The following is a 15,584-nucleotide window of genomic DNA, read 5'->3' on the forward strand; positions in this document are numbered from 1 at the left end:
CGGATCATGACGATGAACCTCCGGTTAGCACCGATCACGCCCGCCAACATCGATACCGCGCTCGCCGTCGAGGTGCGGCCCGACCAGGGGCGGTTCGTGTCGCCCGTGATGAAGTCGCTGGCCGAGGCGTACGTGCACCCGCAGGTGGCGTGGCCGCGCCTGATCCTGGACGGTGACCGTCCCGTCGGATTCCTGATGGCCTTTCTCGGCATCGACTGGAACGGCAAGGGCCTCGACTTCCGCTCCGGCCTGTGGCGCCTCAACGTGGCCGCGGACGCCCAGGGGCGCGGCGTCGGGCGCTTCGCCGTCACCTCGGTCGCGGCCGAGGTACGCCGGCGCGGCGAGGCGCGGATGTACGTCACGTGGCACCCCGGCGACGACGGCCCGGAGGGCTTCTACCGCAAGCTCGGATTCCGGCTGACGGGCGAGGAGTGCGAAGGCGAGACGGTCGGCGTCCTGGACCTCGCATGAATGATCACGTGGCCCGTCGCCGACTCCGGAGTGGGGGGACTAGCGTGTCCTGATGATGGAAAACGCTCAATCCTCGTCCCCGGTCGCCACGCCGGCGCGACGACAGGCCCGGCAGCCGCAGGACCTTCAGCCGCTTTTCGTCGAACGGGTCAACGACCGAGATCTGGAAGGTCTCGTGGAGCTCTACGAGACCGGCGCGGTGCTGCACTATCCGGCCGGGCACATCGCGCGAGGGCTGGAGGAGATCCGGCTGGTGCTGCGGGAATTCCTGGCCGCCGCCCCCCGCATGACCGCCGCCCCGGTCAGCGCGGTCCTGACCGGCGACCTGGCGCTGACCTCCGGGTTGTGGACCATGGAGATTCCCGGACCGGACGGCCGCCCCATCCACGCGTCCGGGAAGACGGCCGAGGTCGCGCGCCGCCAGGCCGACGGCACCTGGCGGATGATCATCGATGAGCCGGATTTCACGGCCACGAGCTGACCTGAGGCCCTGCTCCGTCAGCGTGTGCGCCCGTCCCGGAGCAGGGCGATCGTCTCGGTGAGACGTCGCTGCCTGGTCTCGGGCCGCTTGGCTCCCTCGATCGCCATGACGAACCCCTGCTTCTTGGTGTAGGAGAGCCCGTCGAAGAACCTCTTGGCGTCCGTGTCACGACCGAGGGCCTCGGCGAGATCGGCCGGCACGGTCACCTCACGGGGTTCGGTGTCGAGTTCGAGGTCCACCACGATGTCGTCGCCCGCGGCCACCCCCGCGCTCGTCCGGTTCCCCGCGTTGACCCCCAGCATGTACCGGCCGCCCATGGACGCCACGGTCGAGCGGTAGGTGTGGCCGTTGATCGTGACGCGGACCGGTGGCCGCCGTCCCGCTTTGAGGCCGGCGACGACCTCGTCGGGGACCTCAAACCCGGTGGCGGTCTTGCCGGCCGGTTGGAGCACGGTTCGGAATCTCATCGCCACCGCCCGCTACGAATCGTCCGCGGGACGATAGGTCAGATGAAGGACTCCGGTACCGAACGTCACGGAGTCGACCAGCCGCAACGGCGTCCGCCGGCCGTCGTCGGCGAACAGACGCCCGCCGTGGCCCAGGACGATGGGGTGGACGAGCAGTTGGAGTTCGTCCAGGACGTTCTCCCGCAGCAGTGACCGGACCAGGGTGGGGCTGCCGCTGATGGTGATGTTGTCGCCGGGTCCCTCCTTGAGCTTGGTGAGCTCGGTGGCGACGTCACCGACGATCAACGTGGAGTTGTGCCAGTGCACCGTGTCCAGGGTCGTGGAGGCGACCAGTTTGGGCATCGCGTTGATCCGCTTCGCCAGCGGCACCTCGTCGCCGCGCTGTGGCCAGGAGGCGGCGAACACCTCGTAGGTGGCCCGGCCGAGCAGCAAGGTGTCGGCCTGGTGGAACTGCTCGGCGACCACCTCGCCCATCTGGTCGTCGTAGTAGGGGAAGTGCCAGTCCTCGGGGGCTTCCATGACCCCGTCCACGGACACGAACAACTGCGCGATGATCTTCCTCATGACCTCTCCTGTGGGGGGGACGCGCCTCTTCACACCGGGCGACCGGGACGGAGCGGCTCTACGCGGCGAAGAACTCGGCCAGGACGGGGGCGATGGCCGCCGGGTCGACGTTGTGGGGCTGACCGGTCAGGGTGTGGCGCCGCGGGTCGGGCAGCGCGCCGGCGATCGCCTCGGCGGCGGCGGTGATCCACGGAATGGTCGCACCGTCGATCACGAGGGCGGGGACGGCGAGGGCGGCCAGCTGTTCGGTGGGCAGGGCGAAGTCGCCGGCGAGCTCGGCGTCGTAGGCCAGGGCGGGCGCGGTGGCTCCCATGCCCTCCCAGAACGGGCCGGCCTTCATCCCGGTGACGAACTCCTCCGGCATGAGCACCGCCTTGAGGAAGAACAGCTCCAGCATGTCGCCGTAACGGCCCTGCCCGCGCAGCGCGAACTGCTGGTCGCGGTAGTCGGCGGGAACGGCCGGACGGGCGCCCGGGAGGATGTAGGGAACCTCCCACAGTGCCACCTTGGTGATGGCCAGGCCGTGGGCCGCGGCGCGGATGGCGAGGATCCCGCCGCCGGAGGTGCCGTACACCATCGCCGAGCCACCGGCCTCGGCGATCAGCGCCTCCAGGTCCTCCAGCTCGCGCTCCACCGCGTACGGCTCGGTGTCACCGCTGTCGCCCCGGCCACGCCGGTCGTAGTTGTAGACGGTGAAACCGGCGCCGGCCACGAGCTCGGCCACCGGCGCTTCCATCGACCGGTTGGTCGGCCCGCCGCCGATCAGGATGACCGCCGGCCCCTCACCCGTCCGGTCGTAGGCGATGGGAGTGCCGTCCGCGGAGATGACCTTGTTCATGGGTTTCCTTTCGGTTCGTTCAGAACTAGACCGTACAGTACCGTATGAGTACTGGCCCGTCTAGTTCTAAGCTGAGGAGGAGGAGAGGAACCCACATGACAGAGCTGCAACAGACGAGCCCGTCCCAAGATGAGGGCCGTTCGGCCCGCAAGCACAGAGCGATCATGGAAGCGGCCACCGAGCTGTTCCTGCGCAACGGCTATCAGGGCACCAGCATGGACGAGGTCGCCGCACTGGCCGCGGTGTCCAAGCAGACCGTCTACAAGCACTTCACCGACAAGGAACAACTGTTCAGCGCGATCATCATCGGCGCGACCGCCCGGGTCGGCGACTTCACCGCCATCGTCACCGAGTTCGCGGCCACCGAGAACCTGGAGAAGGACCTGGGCGAGCTCGCGCGCCACTACATCACCGTGGTCATCCAGCCGCGAACGCTGCGGCTGCGCAGACTTCTCATCGCCGAGGCCGGCCGCTTCCCCGAGGTCGCGCGTGAGTACTACCAGCGGGCACCGGGACTCACGATCGACACGTTCGCCGACACGTTCCGCAAGCTCGACGGCCGCGGCCTGCTACGGATCGACGACCCGTCCCAGGCCGCCAGCCACTTCGCCTGGCTGATCCTGTCCCAGCCGATGGAAAAGGCCATGTTCTTCGGGGACGAGCAGCAGTACACCCCGGCGGAGCTGCGGCGCTTCGCAGACGAAGGAGTCCGCGTGTTCCTGGCCGCCTACCGGATCTGACCGAAGGCGTCCTGTCGATGAGACCGGCGGCCGGAAGGGGCGGCGGCGCTTCCGGCACCTGTCCATCGTGGCCGGTCTATCGTGACGGGTCCGCCCGGCGTGCCCGCAGCCACCGGCACGCGTAGGCGTCCAGGGAGAGCGACGCGGTGCCGTCCGCGGACACCCGGGTGGTCCCGTCCACCAGCAGGTCGGCCAGCTCGCAGCCCTCGTCCATGTCCGCCAGCGGCAGTTCCACCCGCACCTCCCGGTCGGTCAGGTTGTGCAGGACGACCTTGACGCCGTCGGACATCCCGTCGCCCAGCCCGTCGCCGGTGTCGCAGCGGTGGGCCAGCACCCCGGGCTCGCCCACGTCCAGAACCTCGTACCGGCCCCAGGCGAACTCCGGGCACTCCCGGTACCGCTCGGCCAGCATCCGCACCCACGACAGCAGGGAGTCGCGGTCGCGCGCCTGGGCGGCCACGTTGACGTGCTCGGGGCCGTACGCGCCCGGCACCGGGCGGGCGGGGAAGCGTTCGGGATCCGCCTGGGAGAAGCCGCCGCCGGGGCCGGCCGTCCACTGCATGGGGGTGCGCACCGCCAGGCGGCCCTCGTTGCCCAGGTCCTCGCCCATGCCGATCTCCTCGCCGTAGAACAGCACGGGGGTGCCGGGCAGGGAGAAGAGCAGGCTGTAGACCATCTTGATCCGGCGCGCGTCGCCGTCCAGCATCGGCGGCAGGCGACGGCGCAGGCCCCGGCCGTACAACCGCATCTCCTTCTCGGGGCCGAACGCGGCGAAGACCTCCTGGCGCTCCTCCTCGGTGAGGCGGTCCAGGGTGAGTTCGTCATGGTTGCGGACGAACGTCGCCCAATGGCCGTCACGCGGCGGCGGCGGACGCTCGCGCAGCGCCCTGGCCAGCGGCCCCGCGTCGCGCCGGGCCAGTGACAGGTACATGCTCTGCATGCCGATGAAGTCGAAGCACATGGTCAGCTCGTCGCCGGTGCCGTCGGCGTCGCCGAAGAACGGCATGGCGTCCGGGTACGGCAGGTTCACCTCGCCAAGCAGCACCGCCTCGCCGTCGCGCCGGGTCATGAACTGCCGCAGGTCGGCCAGGTACTCGTGCGGATCGGGCAGCGCGCCTGCGTCGTCCTGGCCCGAGGTCTCCAGCAGGAACGGCACCGCGTCCACCCGGAAGCCCGACAGGCCCAGCGTCATCCAGAAGCCCATGATCCTGGCGATCTCCTCGCGGACCGCCGGATTCGCCACGTTCAGGTCGGGCTGATGCTTGTAGAAGCGGTGCAGGTAGTACTGCCCGGTCTCGTCGTCGCGGGTCCACAGGCTGTGCTCCTTGTCGGGGAACACCACCCCATGGGGACCGTCGGCGGGCGGCTCGTCCTGCCACACATACCAGTCCCGGTACGGGGAGTCGAGGCTCGCGCGCGACTCCTGGAACCACGGGTGCCGGTCCGAGGTGTGGTTGACGACCAGGTCGGCGATGACCCGGATGCCACGGTCGCGCGCGGTGCGGGTGAACTCCACGAAGTCGCCCAGCGTGCCCAGCCGGGGATCGACGTTGTAGAAGTCGATGATGTCGTAGCCGTCGTCGCGGTCCGGGGTGGGAAAGAACGGCATCAGCCAGACGCATGTGACGCCCAGGCGATCCAGGTAGTCCACCTGCTGGGCCAGGCCGCGGAAGTCACCGACGCCGTCCCCGTTCGCGTCCCGGAACGTCTCCACGTCCAGGCAGTAGATGATCGCGTTCTTCCACCACAGGTCGGCCGTCCGGGTCAGCTTCACCGGGCAGTCCCCTCCGCCAGCCGAGGCAGGACCTCGGCCCCGAACGCCTCCAGGAAATCCCGTTGATCCCGTCCCACGTGATGCAGATAGATCTGGTCGAACCCCAGCCCGGCGTACTCGTGCAGCCACTCGGCGTGCCGCGTGAGGTCCGAACTGACGTTGACGACCTCGGCGACCCGCTCGGGCGGCACGTGCTCGGCGGCGGCGTCGAATTGCTCGACCATCGCGAGGTCCCAGCACACCGGCGGCGCGAACACGTTCGTCCGCCACTGCTCATGGGCGATCCGCACGGCCTCGGCCTCTTCGGGGGCCCAGCTCAGATGCACCTGCAGGCACACCGGTCCGCGCCCCCCGGCGTCCCGATAGGCCGCCACCATCCCGCGCAGCACCTCCGGCGCGGCGTTCACGGTGATCAGGCCGTCCGCCCACGACGCGCACCACCGCGCCGTCTCCTCGCTGACGGCCGCCCCCAGCAACGGCGGCACCGGCTCGGGCAACGTCCACAACCGGGCCCGATCCACCGTGACCAGCCCTTCGTGGCTGACCTCCTGCCCGTCCAGCAGCCGCCGCATCACCTCCACGCACTCCCCCAGGCGCGCGTTGCGCACGTCCTTCCGTGGCCACGGCTCCCCCGTCACATGCTCGTTGGCCGCCTCCCCGCTCCCCAGCGCCGCCCAGAACCGCCCCGGGAACATCGCCCCCAACGTCCCGATCGCCTGCGCCACGATCGCCGGGTGATACCGCTGGCCCGGCGCGTTCACCACCCCGAACGGCAGCCGCGTGGCCTGCAACGCCGCCCCCAGCCAGGCCCAGGCGAACCCCGACTCCCCCTGCCGCTCGCTCCACGGAGCGAAGTGGTCGGAACACATCGCCGCCGCGAACCCCGCCCGCTCGGCCCGCACCACCGCTTCCAGCAGGTCCCCCGGCGGCACCTGCTCATGCGAGGCATGAAATCCATACACAGCCATGCCCGACCGGTTACCCGGGAGGACGCCCGGCTCACATCGCGGCGTTGAGCGCGGTGGTGGCGCGGAGGGCGGCCTGGAAGCCGGAGGCGGCGGCGAGTTCCATGTTGCCGAGGTCGCCGAAGTAGTCGCCGCAGAAGTGGACGCCGACGTCGGTGCGGCGGCTGTGGCGGAGCATCGGCTCGAAGGAGAAGCCGGGGCGGCGGTAGGGGATGCCGTCTTCCCAGCGCCGGATCCTGATCTCGCCGAGGTGGCCGCGCGACCGGGGAACGGCGCCACGATGTCGTCGGCGTAGCGCGACTCCACGGCGCCGTCCTCCAGGTCCAGCATCCTGCGTGCTCCGTCGCCTCCGGCGTACACCATGAGGCTGCCGCCCGGACGGCGGGCGCGGCCGGCGCGCAGTGGGTCGGTGGTTGAACAGCGGGCCTCCCCGAGCCCCTGGCCATCTGGTGCGGGCACCGATGGGTTAAACATCTTTGACATCGCGTTAAAGAAGTCATACATTACCGGCATGTCGAACGAAGAAGAGGCCGCCTGGGCTTGTCAGCGCCAGTGACGGCGAGCTGATCCCGGCACCCCACGCACCCACCCAGCAGCGGACGATCGCCGCCGCCCTCCTGGCGGAAATCGCCAGGGACACCGCCCGCTCCGGTGGATCCCCCAGCGGCTGGTTCCCCGCCGCCTACCGCCACACGTGTAAGCACCGCGCTTCACCCACAGCGAGACGACTCAGGCCGAACCGGCCGAACGCATCGGCGTCCCCCGAAGCGGCCCTCCAAAGCGCGGCAGTCTTCCGCGCCCCCTCAACGACATCTCCAATACGCGGAGGAATCATGAAACCCGTCGCCCGCCTGACCGGCGTCTTATACCTCATCGTCGCGATCCTCGGCGGCTTCGCCCAGCTGTACGTCCGGGCGAGCGTCTACGTCCCCGGCGACGCCGCCAAGACCACCGAGAACGTGGTCGCCAACGCCACCCTGTTCCGCCTCGGCTTCCTCGCCGACCTCGTACAGGTCACCTGCTTTCTGGGGGTGGCCCTTCTCCTGCACCAGCTCTTCAGGCGCACCTCAGAAGGACTGGCCCGCGCGATGCTGGTCCTCATGTCCGTAGCGGTCTCGATGATCTGCCTCAACCTGCTCAACCATTTCGCCGCCCTCCTGGTCGCCACCTCCCCGTCCTACGCCACCGCCTTCGGCGGCCCCGAAGGCTCGCAGGCCATGGTGCTCCTCCTCCTCGAACTACACCGCTACGGCTACCTACTGGCGCAGATGTTCTTCGGCCTGTGGATGCTCCCCGCCGGCCTGCTGGCCCGCCGCTCCGGCCTCTTCCCCAAACCGCTGGGCATCCTCCTCATCGCGGGCAGCGCCGGTTACCTGATCGACCTGTTCGCCCAGTTCACCATCCCTGAGACGGCCGGAACCCTGGCCCCCTTCGTCCTGACGACCGCAACCGTGGCCGAGGTATGGCTCCTCGCCTACCTCCTCTCCATCGGCGTCCGCACCCCCAAAACCGCACCCGCCAGCGCATGAGGGTCCCATCCACAGCCAACGGAACCCCGCCGGCCCGACGCGTGCGCACGCCCACCCTCAGGAGACCTGCTCCAGATATCGGCGCTGATCGTCCAGGAAGCCGTCGGGGAACAGCGAGCGTGGCGCCGCGACGGCGAGAAGGAACATCTTCGACTCCGAGTCGTGAATCTCCTTTCGGATCATGGCGTGGGAGGCGCCGGGATAGTGCCGGACCTGCAGCAGGCCGGGCGCACGCAAGTGGCCGCGGTAGCCCGCCTCGGTGTCGGCGACGTCCACGTTGCGGTCATGCCCGGCCAGGAGCAGCAGCACCGGCACCCGCATGGCCGCCAGATCCTGCGCGGCGTCGCTGGTGTAGTTCTTGGAGATGAAGGTCCAGCGCTCCGCGGTCATCTCGGTGTCCCCGACGGCGGCCTTGTACTGCTCGTAGGAAACTCTTGCGCGCAGCAGCGCCAGCATCCTCTCCTGCCGGGCCAGCTCGGCCCGCACCCGGTCCGGCGAGGCGTGCTCGTCGCGGAGTTTGGCCATCAGGTAGTAACGGCCCTGCTGTTGCCAGTTGATGGCGGGTGAGAGTGCGATGACGAAGCGCAGCTCGGGCAGGCGGGCGGCCACCTTGGGCATGACCCAGCCCGCCTGGCTGGCTCCCCACAGTCCGATCCGGGTCGGATCGAGCCCCGGCCTGCCCTTCGCCCAGGTGATCGCCGCGACGGCCTCCGCGGCCCGGTCGGCCATGCTCTGATCCAGCCAGTTGCCGGCCGCGCCGCCCACCCCGGGCTTGTTCCACGACAAAGAGGCATAACCGGCCTGGGCGAATGCTTCCCATAGCGGTAGGTAGAACTCATCGTGGGTGGCGTCGATCGGGTCGTCCCCGTGCACGAACACCACCAGCCCGTACGGGCCCATGCCCGTCGTGGGCCAGGCCAGCACCCCCTTCAGCGGCTGCTCGCCGCCGGTGATCGTCACCTGCTCCTGGCGTAACTCGTAGCCGTGCTGATAGATCACCCAGCCGCCACAGGCGGCGACCAGCACGGCCACGGCCAGCAGCGACCGCAGAATCCAGCGCACCCAGCGCCGTTTGATCGCACCCATCGACCCTCCATTTCGTTCATCTTCAGAACGATCGTACCGAGTTCGACCGTACTATAGTTGCGCCAACGGAGGTGAGGGCATGCCGTCCACGCAGGACGATCACGTGGAGATCTCCACCCGGGTGCTGGTGGAGAGCCTGGTCCGTGAGGACATGACCGTGGACGCCCGCGAGCTGTACGCGGTCGCCCGAGCCCTGGGCATGACGGACCTGCAGGTGCGGCTGTGCGTCAAGCGACTGGTCGCCGAGGGCCAGTTCGTTCAGTCCGGCCGAGGACAGCGCGCGGTGCTGCACGCCTCGGCCGACGCCCGCCGCACCCTCTACCCCGACGTGGAGTTCGTCCGCTTCATGTACGCCCAGGATCAAGGCGAGGCGCCCTGGGACGGCACCTGGCACTTGGTGGCCTTCGCCGTACCCGAGTCGGCACGGGCGGCCCGCGACGCGTTGCGCGAGCACATCGTCCGCATGGGCGGAGCGCCCCTCCAGGGCGGCCTGTACGTATCAGCCAATCCCTGGGAAGACCTTGTCGGCGCCGAGGTCTCCCGGCTCGGCGCCGACGACTACATCACCTACCTCACCAGCACCGACCTGCGTGTAGGCGGCGTCCACGACCCTCGAAAGCTGGCCGACCGGCTGTGGCCGCTGGACGACCTCGCCCACGCCCATCGACGGCTCGCCCGCGTCGCCCGCAGCCGCTTGGACCGCCTGAGCCACTCGACCTCGCTCGACCAACCGCAGCTACTGACCATCGCCGTCGAGCTGGCCTCCGAGTTCACCCGCGCCCTGGAACCCGACCCACTCCTGCCTCCCGAACTGCTCCCCCACCCCTGGCCGGGCGCCCAGGCTCGGGAACTGGTCGCGCGATGCTGGCAACACCTTCTCCAACATGCCGCCTCCACCTCCGCACCACGCCTGTTCCGGCTTTACGCAGACGTCGTCCGTGAAATAACGGCTCCAGCCCAGACAGCCGCCCATGGCCGGCGCCAGGTCCAGGGTCAAACCAGGTGACTTTCGCGACGCTCGGTCGATCGCCATGCCCTCCGCGCCCTGGATTCACCGAGCCGGACATCCCCGATTGTTAGAGGGAAGGTTGTCGTCAGCCCTAACGAAGAACGCCCCGGCCGCACAGGCAACGGCCCTACAGCGGCCCCGCAGAAGGTATGTACGGCAAGGGCGTGGAGCGGGCGACGGCGTCGGCCGGTGACGGAGCCGGGCAGAAGCGGTCCCGCCCGGGCAGTGCCCCGGTGGCGAGGAAGGAGTTCATCGCCTCGTCGGCGCAGCTGCCGAGGCCGACGACGCCGTGGCCGCCCTGGTCGACCGTGATCATGGCGGCCCGTCGTCCGAGCGCGGCGCGCAGGCCTCGCGCGCTCGCCAGGGGCGTGACCGAGTCGCGGGTGTTCTGCAGGATCAGCACGTTGCGCGGCCCGTGACCGGTAACGGTCACCGGCGGCTCCACCGGCCGGGTCGGCCACGCCGCGCACGGCCAGAGGTTCGACGGCATGCCCGCCGTCACCGGCCACGCCCGCCGATCGGCCGCGACCTGCCGGGCGTGCAGCGCCACGCCGCGCGGCCAGGCGACGTCATCGCAGATCACCGCGTAGAGCGCGGCGACGCGGTTGTCCGCCGGTGTCTCCGCCGTCCCGGTGCCACTGCCACCGATGACACCGCCGACGGAGAGCAGCCGGTCCAGTCGCGTCAGGATGGTGGTGTCCACGGTGGATCCTGGGATGGCGGCCGCCAGTTCCTGCCAGAGCTCGGCCATGAGCGGGAAGAAGCCGTCGAAGTAAAGCCCCACCCGGGTGATCTCGCGCAGTGCGTTGCCGTCGAGCACGGGGCCGCCCGGGTTCGGCCGGGGCTGCCGGTCGAGGGCCGCGGTCAGTTGGTCATATGTGCGCCTGACCTCGTCCGGCGTCGCGCCGAGATGGTAGACGGCATCCCGCTCGGCTGCGAAGGCGAGGAGATCGGGCAGGCGCACCGCGACCGCCTGGCTCCAGGTCCGCCACATGTCCCGCCACACCAGACCCGGATCGACCGCGCTGTCCAGCACGATCCGATCGGCGCGTCCCGGGAACAACGAAATGTAGACGGCTCCCAGATAGGTGCCGTAGGAGACGCCGAAGTAGGACAGTTTCGGCTCACCGAGTGCGGCTCGGATGCGGTCCATGTCCCGGGCCGTGTTGGCCGTGGTGATGAACGGAAGCAGATCGCCGGAATGCTCGGCGCAGGCGGCTGCGGTGTCCCGTGCGAAGGCGAGGTTGCGCTCGATGCCGCCATCCGGCGCCGGGTAGGGCACCAGCAGCGTGAACTGCCTCATGAGATCGAGGCCACAGGTGACCGGGGTACTGTGGCCGACCCCTCGCGGATCGAAGCCGATCAGGTCGTACCGATCCAGGACCTCGCGCGGCAGGACGTCCGCCAGCCGGCTGGGCAGCTCCAGGCCGCTACCGCCCGGGCCGCCCGGGTTGGACAGCAGGATCCCGCGACGCGACTCGGGTCGCGTCGTGACGATCCGGGAGATCGCGATCTCGATGCTCCGCCCGCGCGGGGCGCGGTAGTCCAGCGGCACCCGCAACGTCGCGCACCGCTGGCGTGGGTCGCGCAGGGTACCGGGTTCCGCCGGCGGGCACTCGCCCCAGATCGGAGCCGCTCCCCCGGCCTCGGCCACCGCCGACTCCGGTGTGCCGATCCGGGCCTCGGCCGGCGTGGGCGCGCCTGCCGCCACGGCGGCCACTGTCGCCGCGGCGATGAACAATGTCAGACGTGATCGCAGTCTTAATCGCACTGATACCCCTTCTCAACAGGAACAGATGCTTTCTCGATGCCGATGAAACCGGCACTGCCGGGTACGCGAGCCCTCTCTGGCAACCGGAATGAGCGGCCGCCATCCGGCTACTGACGCTCCGCATGACCAACACCGAGGTCGAGATCACCGCGGAGTCGGTGCGGGACTGTTGGAGCAGCCGATGCAGCGGCTCGGACGCCACCTGATCGGCCGCCAGGCCGACGTCATGTGCCCGGCGACGTGACCTCTGCGGCCGGGTCGCGGTCATGACGAGGCCGGTGCCGCCGCGCCGGACGTCAGAGCCGCCTACACGATGCGGGTCGCCTCACCCGCGTCGATGCCGACGCTGGCGATCACGGCCGCGTAGTCGGCGGTGGCCCGGCGGGCGCGCTCCGTAGATCGGTCGTGCGCGTCGGCGGGTCGGTGTCCGGTAGCGGTTCGCGGGTCATGACGACTCCTTTGTCGCAAGCTTTGTAGCAACATGGTGCGACATACCTTGCGACAAAGTCAACGCCCCGTGGGCTCTCTTCGCCCCGGTGGCGCGAGCCCCAGCTCAGCGGCGGCCGTCGCAGTGGACCTGGACGGCGGCCGGAGCCGTCACCGCCTCGGGTATCTCCTCCTCGGTGGCGGTGACTCCGAATACGGCGACACCTCATGGGCCAGGTTCACCAGATCCCCGCCCCGAGCTGGAGGTCCGCCGTGGATGAGGCCGCTGCCCGGCTCCGTATCAGCCGCTGGACCCTCTACACCCGATCCACTCCAACCCGCTCACGACCATCAAGATCGGCCGTCGCCGCCTCGTTCCCGTCGACTCGCCGGCCGAATGCGTAACAACCTCAAAGGAGTGGCGTGATGGCGCAGCCTATGACCGGCACTCCTGAGGAGCCCCGTCGCCCGAGCACGCGTCGTGGGCGCAAGCGTTCAAACGGCGAAGGAAGCATCTGGCCCCGGAAAGACGGCTGATACGGTTACGCCGCGTTCGTACCGACCACCGGCGGAGCGGTGAAGCGTGTCCAAGGCTCTGCGCGCCCCCAGGGAGAGGCACGGATAGCACCGCAAGCGGCAGTTCGCTGAACGCTCCGACCGCTGGGCGGACTGGGAAGAACACGGCCTTGTCTTCCCTTCCCAGCGGGGTACACCTATGGAGCCGGACAACCTCCGGCGGAGCTGGCAGCCACACGGCAGGCTGCCGACCTCGGAGACATGCGTCTCCATGATCTCCGCCACACCTGCGTGACGCTCCTGCTCAACCTTGGCGTCCCGCCCCAGGTCGTCCGCGACATCGTCGGCCACAGCGACATCGAAGTCACCATGACCAGCTAAGCTCACGTATCGCTAGAGGATAAAAGGAGCGCACTCGCTAAACCGGGAAAGCCGCTTTCATATTAGCCGAAATTCACCTTTTCAAGACAGGCGTGCCCGTGACCTGCGACTATGCCGCAAGAGAAACTGCCAACCCATTGATTGTGGGCGCGCGCCAGGAGTTGAGGGTGATTCTTTTTAGGGCAACACCACGCTTCGGCGGCGATTTATCGCCTACTTGGTCGCGCCCAGCACGCCACACCATCCAGCCCGTCAGAACCGCCGAGATGGCGAGGAAGAACGCCTGCGACGGGGTAGGCACGTCAGCAAAGCCAGCCGCAGCGGCGCTCGCGCTGACGCCGCTCGCCATGAGGACGTCGATGTGCCGCACACGCTTGGGCCGCCGACTTCGGCGACGTGCACGACCTCCCATAGATCCATTATGGCCGACACCAGGGCTCGTGACACGCGAACATCACCCATCGGCGAGACCGACCTCTTGATCGGGACACGGGCCACGCGCACGACGACATTGGCCGTTGCTGTCACTGGAAAACAAGAATGCCCCGGCCATGTTCGGCTCGGGGCGTTTGGGCTGGTCTTCTAGGGTGGTCAGGGGCGGGGTCGAACCGCCGACCTTCCGCTTTTCAGGCGGACGCTCGTACCAACTGAGCTACCTGACCTTGAGCGGTCCTGACGGGATTTGAACCCGCGACCTCCACCTTGACAGGGTGGCGAGCACTCCTAGCTGCTCTACAGGACCTTGTCTTGCCGCTTGCTTTGGCTTGCTTAGCTTACCAGCTCTTCGGTGATCGAAGACCATGGTGAGCGTTCGCTCGCCGTGCCCCCAACGGGATTCGAACCCGTGCCGCCGCCTTGAAAGGGCGGTGTCCTAGGCCGCTAGACGATGGGGGCTCAGGAGGTGATCCTGATCCGTGACGCCTTCCGTCGGGGACCTGTAGAAGCATAGGGGACGATTGCCCCCGATGCCAAAGCGGTTAACCCCGGCTCGGTGTCGCGGAGCCGTTGAGCGATCCCGTTGGCGACGGGGCGCTTGATGGCTCCGGATGAATTGTACGTTGCGGTCGCTCCTCCACGTGACGCTGGATCTGAACCGACTGCTGGCCGAGGCCGCCCATGGTGATGTCGTCCCAGGCCTCAAGGCGGCGGGTCTCCTTGTCGAAGTAGAGGACGGAGGCCATCACGGGGGTGGGTTCCTCGTGTTCGAGGGCGCGCAGGCCGGCGCCGCCGGTGGAGCCCTGGATGAGGACGCGGGTGCCGCTGGGGAGGAGCTTGCTGGAGCGGGCGTGGGCGTGGCCGGCGAGGACGGCGGGCGCGCGGCCCGAGAAGCCCTCGGCGATGATCGGGTCGTGCACGGCGATGAAGTCCACCGGCTTCTTGCCGACGTCGCGGGTCTGGCCGAAGCCGCGCAGGAAGGTGGGGTCGGAGTTGGACTTGGCGGAGAGGTCGGGGGTGAAGCGGGGATCGCCGATGCCGTAGATGGTCAGGCCTCCGACCTCGGCGGTGCGGCCGTCGAGGACGACGGCGTTGCGCTGCTTGGCGACGGCGCGCTGGGTGCCCTTGGAGTCGTGGTTGCCGCGCACCCAGACGTACGGCACGTCCAGCTTCCCGATCTCCTTGACGAAGTTGTCCTCGGGCTTGCTGCCGTGGTCGGTGAGGTCGCCGGTGTCCACGATCATGTCGATCTTGAACTGGGACGTGACGGTCTTGATCAGGTTCCAGGCGATCGGGTTGATGTGGATGTCGGAGACGTGCAGGACCCTGATCGAGTTGGGGTCGCCGTCGTAGACGGGCAGCGCGGAGACCGTGTCGTAGAGCTGGGAGACGTTGCTGACCAGCTTGGTGAGCTGGGCCCGGTACGACTCGAAGCGGGTGACGATCGACTCGGCGCTGCCGACCAGGGACGGCGCGCCGGTGAGCAAGCCCGTGTAGCGGGGCTCGATCAGCGACTGCGGGCGGAAGGTGGCGGCGGCGAGCGTGCCGGTGCCGACGACGCAGACGGTGGCGACCATCAGCGTGGCCATGGCGACGCGCACCCGGCGGAAGACGATCAGGCCGGCCAGCAGCGCCCCGGCGAGGGAGAACAGCGCGGAGCGGATGACCAGTTCGGTGACGCCCGCGCGGAGGTCCTGTTCGATCAGCTCGGGCAGCCGGTCGGCGAGCCGCGGGTCCTCGATCATCGCGCGGGCCTGCTCCTGGTCGATGTTCTCCAGGGTGACCCTGAGCCGCAGCGGCGCGTCGTGGCTGTCGAAGAGCAGGGTGCCGAGGGGATTGACGTCGACGACCGTCTGGCCGTCCCAGGCGGGCCGCAGGGACATGCCGACCTCGACGGGCCCCAGGGAGGAGTGCACGCCGCCGCTGACCGCGATGCCCAGCCAGGCGCCGAAGCCGGCCACCAGCACGATCGCCGTCCAGCGGGAGGCGCGGCGTACGAGGGGGCGCTCGCCGACGCGACGGCCGGCCCGCGCGGTACGGCGTGCGGCCTCGGCCGTACGGCGAGCCGCGCCCTTCAGGAGGAGCCGGAGCCTGCCAAGTGGGGTCACAAGGTCTTCGCGGGGCATGCCTT

Annotated in this window: 15 protein-coding genes and 3 tRNA genes; 6 read left to right on the forward strand and 12 right to left on the reverse strand. The window is 69.2% G+C overall.

Going from position 1 to position 15,584, the window contains the following annotated elements:
- Positions 1 to 6: 6 nt before the first annotated feature.
- Positions 7 to 471, forward strand: a complete 465-nt coding sequence (locus tag P3X83_RS17955; RefSeq protein WP_277306256.1) for a GNAT family N-acetyltransferase — start codon at positions 7 to 9, stop codon at positions 469 to 471.
- A 52-nt stretch (positions 472 to 523) separates the two neighbouring features.
- Positions 524 to 952: a nuclear transport factor 2 family protein gene (locus P3X83_RS17960; protein ID WP_277306257.1), complete on the forward strand. Its 429-nt coding sequence runs from the start codon at positions 524 to 526 to the stop codon at positions 950 to 952.
- A gap of 17 nt (positions 953 to 969) precedes the next feature.
- Here the strand turns inward: P3X83_RS17960 and P3X83_RS17965 are convergent, their stop codons facing one another.
- From P3X83_RS17965 to P3X83_RS17975, 3 genes are read right to left on the reverse strand one after another with little or no spacing between them, the layout of a single operon-like run.
- Positions 970 to 1,419, reverse strand: a complete 450-nt coding sequence (locus tag P3X83_RS17965) for a YdeI/OmpD-associated family protein (protein ID WP_277306258.1) — start codon at positions 1,417 to 1,419, stop codon at positions 970 to 972.
- A gap of 12 nt (positions 1,420 to 1,431) precedes the next feature.
- The gene (locus P3X83_RS17970; protein WP_277306259.1) at positions 1,432 to 1,983 is read right to left on the reverse strand and encodes a dihydrofolate reductase family protein; all 552 of its coding nucleotides are present in this window, start codon (positions 1,981 to 1,983) and stop codon (positions 1,432 to 1,434) included.
- A 58-nt stretch (positions 1,984 to 2,041) separates the two neighbouring features.
- Positions 2,042 to 2,821, reverse strand: coding sequence for an alpha/beta hydrolase (locus tag P3X83_RS17975; protein ID WP_277306260.1), 780 nt, complete (start codon positions 2,819 to 2,821; stop codon positions 2,042 to 2,044).
- 95 nt (positions 2,822 to 2,916) lie between these two features.
- On the opposite strand from P3X83_RS17975, the gene P3X83_RS17980 reads away from it, so the two are divergent.
- Positions 2,917 to 3,561, forward strand: a complete 645-nt coding sequence (locus P3X83_RS17980) for a TetR/AcrR family transcriptional regulator (protein WP_277306261.1) — start codon at positions 2,917 to 2,919, stop codon at positions 3,559 to 3,561.
- Between the two features lie 76 nt (positions 3,562 to 3,637).
- Here the strand turns inward: P3X83_RS17980 and P3X83_RS17985 are convergent, their stop codons facing one another.
- Genes P3X83_RS17985 through P3X83_RS17995 form a run of 3 tightly spaced genes read right to left on the reverse strand, consistent with a single transcriptional unit; the run spans position 3,638 to position 6,478 of the window.
- The gene (locus tag P3X83_RS17985; RefSeq protein WP_277306262.1) at positions 3,638 to 5,335 is read right to left on the reverse strand and encodes an alpha-amylase family protein; all 1,698 of its coding nucleotides are present in this window, start codon (positions 5,333 to 5,335) and stop codon (positions 3,638 to 3,640) included.
- Entirely contained in the window at positions 5,332 to 6,303 is a 972-nt protein-coding gene (locus P3X83_RS17990) for a TIGR03885 family FMN-dependent LLM class oxidoreductase (RefSeq protein WP_277306263.1), read from the reverse strand. The genes P3X83_RS17985 and P3X83_RS17990 overlap by 4 nt, the downstream gene beginning before the upstream one ends.
- Positions 6,304 to 6,334: 31 nt before the next feature.
- A complete protein-coding gene (locus tag P3X83_RS17995) occupies positions 6,335 to 6,478 on the reverse strand; it encodes a hypothetical protein (RefSeq protein ID WP_277306264.1) in 144 nt (47 codons plus the stop codon).
- Between the two features lie 655 nt (positions 6,479 to 7,133).
- On the opposite strand from P3X83_RS17995, the gene P3X83_RS18000 reads away from it, so the two are divergent.
- Positions 7,134 to 7,829 carry a DUF4386 domain-containing protein gene (locus tag P3X83_RS18000; RefSeq protein WP_277306265.1) on the forward strand — a complete coding sequence of 232 codons (696 nt, stop codon included), beginning with the start codon at positions 7,134 to 7,136 and terminating at the stop codon, positions 7,827 to 7,829.
- A 57-nt stretch (positions 7,830 to 7,886) separates the two neighbouring features.
- Here the strand turns inward: P3X83_RS18000 and P3X83_RS18005 are convergent, their stop codons facing one another.
- Positions 7,887 to 8,915, reverse strand: a complete 1,029-nt coding sequence (locus P3X83_RS18005; protein ID WP_277306266.1) for an alpha/beta hydrolase — start codon at positions 8,913 to 8,915, stop codon at positions 7,887 to 7,889.
- A 79-nt stretch (positions 8,916 to 8,994) separates the two neighbouring features.
- Here P3X83_RS18005 and P3X83_RS18010 point away from each other — a divergent pair, with 79 nt between their 5' ends.
- Entirely contained in the window at positions 8,995 to 9,921 is a 927-nt protein-coding gene (locus P3X83_RS18010; RefSeq protein ID WP_277306267.1) for a PaaX family transcriptional regulator C-terminal domain-containing protein, read from the forward strand.
- A gap of 130 nt (positions 9,922 to 10,051) precedes the next feature.
- Here P3X83_RS18010 and P3X83_RS18015 read toward each other — a convergent pair whose 3' ends face one another.
- The gene (locus P3X83_RS18015; RefSeq protein WP_277306268.1) at positions 10,052 to 11,635 is read right to left on the reverse strand and encodes an alpha/beta hydrolase; all 1,584 of its coding nucleotides are present in this window, start codon (positions 11,633 to 11,635) and stop codon (positions 10,052 to 10,054) included.
- A 1,263-nt stretch (positions 11,636 to 12,898) separates the two neighbouring features.
- On the opposite strand from P3X83_RS18015, the gene P3X83_RS18020 reads away from it, so the two are divergent.
- A complete protein-coding gene (locus P3X83_RS18020) occupies positions 12,899 to 13,018 on the forward strand; it encodes a tyrosine-type recombinase/integrase (RefSeq protein ID WP_277306269.1) in 120 nt (39 codons plus the stop codon).
- Positions 13,019 to 13,606: 588 nt separating this feature from the next.
- Here the strand turns inward: P3X83_RS18020 and P3X83_RS18025 are convergent.
- From P3X83_RS18025 to P3X83_RS18040, 4 genes are all read right to left on the reverse strand, one after another.
- Positions 13,607 to 13,680 (reverse strand) — tRNA-Phe (locus P3X83_RS18025).
- 5 nt (positions 13,681 to 13,685) lie between these two features.
- A tRNA-Asp gene (locus P3X83_RS18030) sits at positions 13,686 to 13,760 on the reverse strand.
- Between the two features lie 79 nt (positions 13,761 to 13,839).
- Positions 13,840 to 13,912: transfer RNA gene (locus tag P3X83_RS18035), tRNA-Glu, on the reverse strand.
- An 83-nt stretch (positions 13,913 to 13,995) separates the two neighbouring features.
- Positions 13,996 to 15,579: a metallophosphoesterase gene (locus tag P3X83_RS18040; RefSeq protein ID WP_277306270.1), complete on the reverse strand. Its 1,584-nt coding sequence runs from the start codon at positions 15,577 to 15,579 to the stop codon at positions 13,996 to 13,998.
- Positions 15,580 to 15,584: the final 5 nt, after the last annotated feature.

It is taken from the genome of Spongiactinospora sp. TRM90649 (genome assembly GCF_029382225.1).
GTDB lineage: Bacteria > Actinomycetota > Actinomycetes > Streptosporangiales > Streptosporangiaceae > Spongiactinospora.

Bases quoted from the DNA above. Each gene is read 5' to 3' on its own strand.
- P3X83_RS17995 (WP_277306264.1), bottom strand. From the start codon at position 6,478: ATGCTCCGCCACAGCCGCCGCACCGACGTCGGCGTCCACTTCTGCGGC.
- P3X83_RS17960 (WP_277306257.1), top strand. From the start codon at position 524: ATGATGGAAAACGCTCAATCCTCGTCCCCGGTCGCCACGCCGGCGCGA.
- P3X83_RS18040 (WP_277306270.1), bottom strand. From the start codon at position 15,579: ATGCCCCGCGAAGACCTTGTGACCCCACTTGGCAGGCTCCGGCTCCTC.
- P3X83_RS17970 (WP_277306259.1), bottom strand. From the start codon at position 1,983: ATGAGGAAGATCATCGCGCAGTTGTTCGTGTCCGTGGACGGGGTCATG.
- P3X83_RS18010 (WP_277306267.1), top strand. From the start codon at position 8,995: ATGCCGTCCACGCAGGACGATCACGTGGAGATCTCCACCCGGGTGCTG.
- P3X83_RS18005 (WP_277306266.1), bottom strand. From the start codon at position 8,915: ATGGGTGCGATCAAACGGCGCTGGGTGCGCTGGATTCTGCGGTCGCTG.
- P3X83_RS18000 (WP_277306265.1), top strand. From the start codon at position 7,134: ATGAAACCCGTCGCCCGCCTGACCGGCGTCTTATACCTCATCGTCGCG.
- P3X83_RS17965 (WP_277306258.1), bottom strand. From the start codon at position 1,419: ATGAGATTCCGAACCGTGCTCCAACCGGCCGGCAAGACCGCCACCGGG.
- P3X83_RS17955 (WP_277306256.1), top strand. From the start codon at position 7: ATGACGATGAACCTCCGGTTAGCACCGATCACGCCCGCCAACATCGAT.
- P3X83_RS17980 (WP_277306261.1), top strand. From the start codon at position 2,917: ATGACAGAGCTGCAACAGACGAGCCCGTCCCAAGATGAGGGCCGTTCG.
- P3X83_RS17975 (WP_277306260.1), bottom strand. From the start codon at position 2,821: ATGAACAAGGTCATCTCCGCGGACGGCACTCCCATCGCCTACGACCGG.
- P3X83_RS18020 (WP_277306269.1), top strand. From the start codon at position 12,899: ATGCGTCTCCATGATCTCCGCCACACCTGCGTGACGCTCCTGCTCAAC.
- P3X83_RS17990 (WP_277306263.1), bottom strand. From the start codon at position 6,303: ATGGCTGTGTATGGATTTCATGCCTCGCATGAGCAGGTGCCGCCGGGG.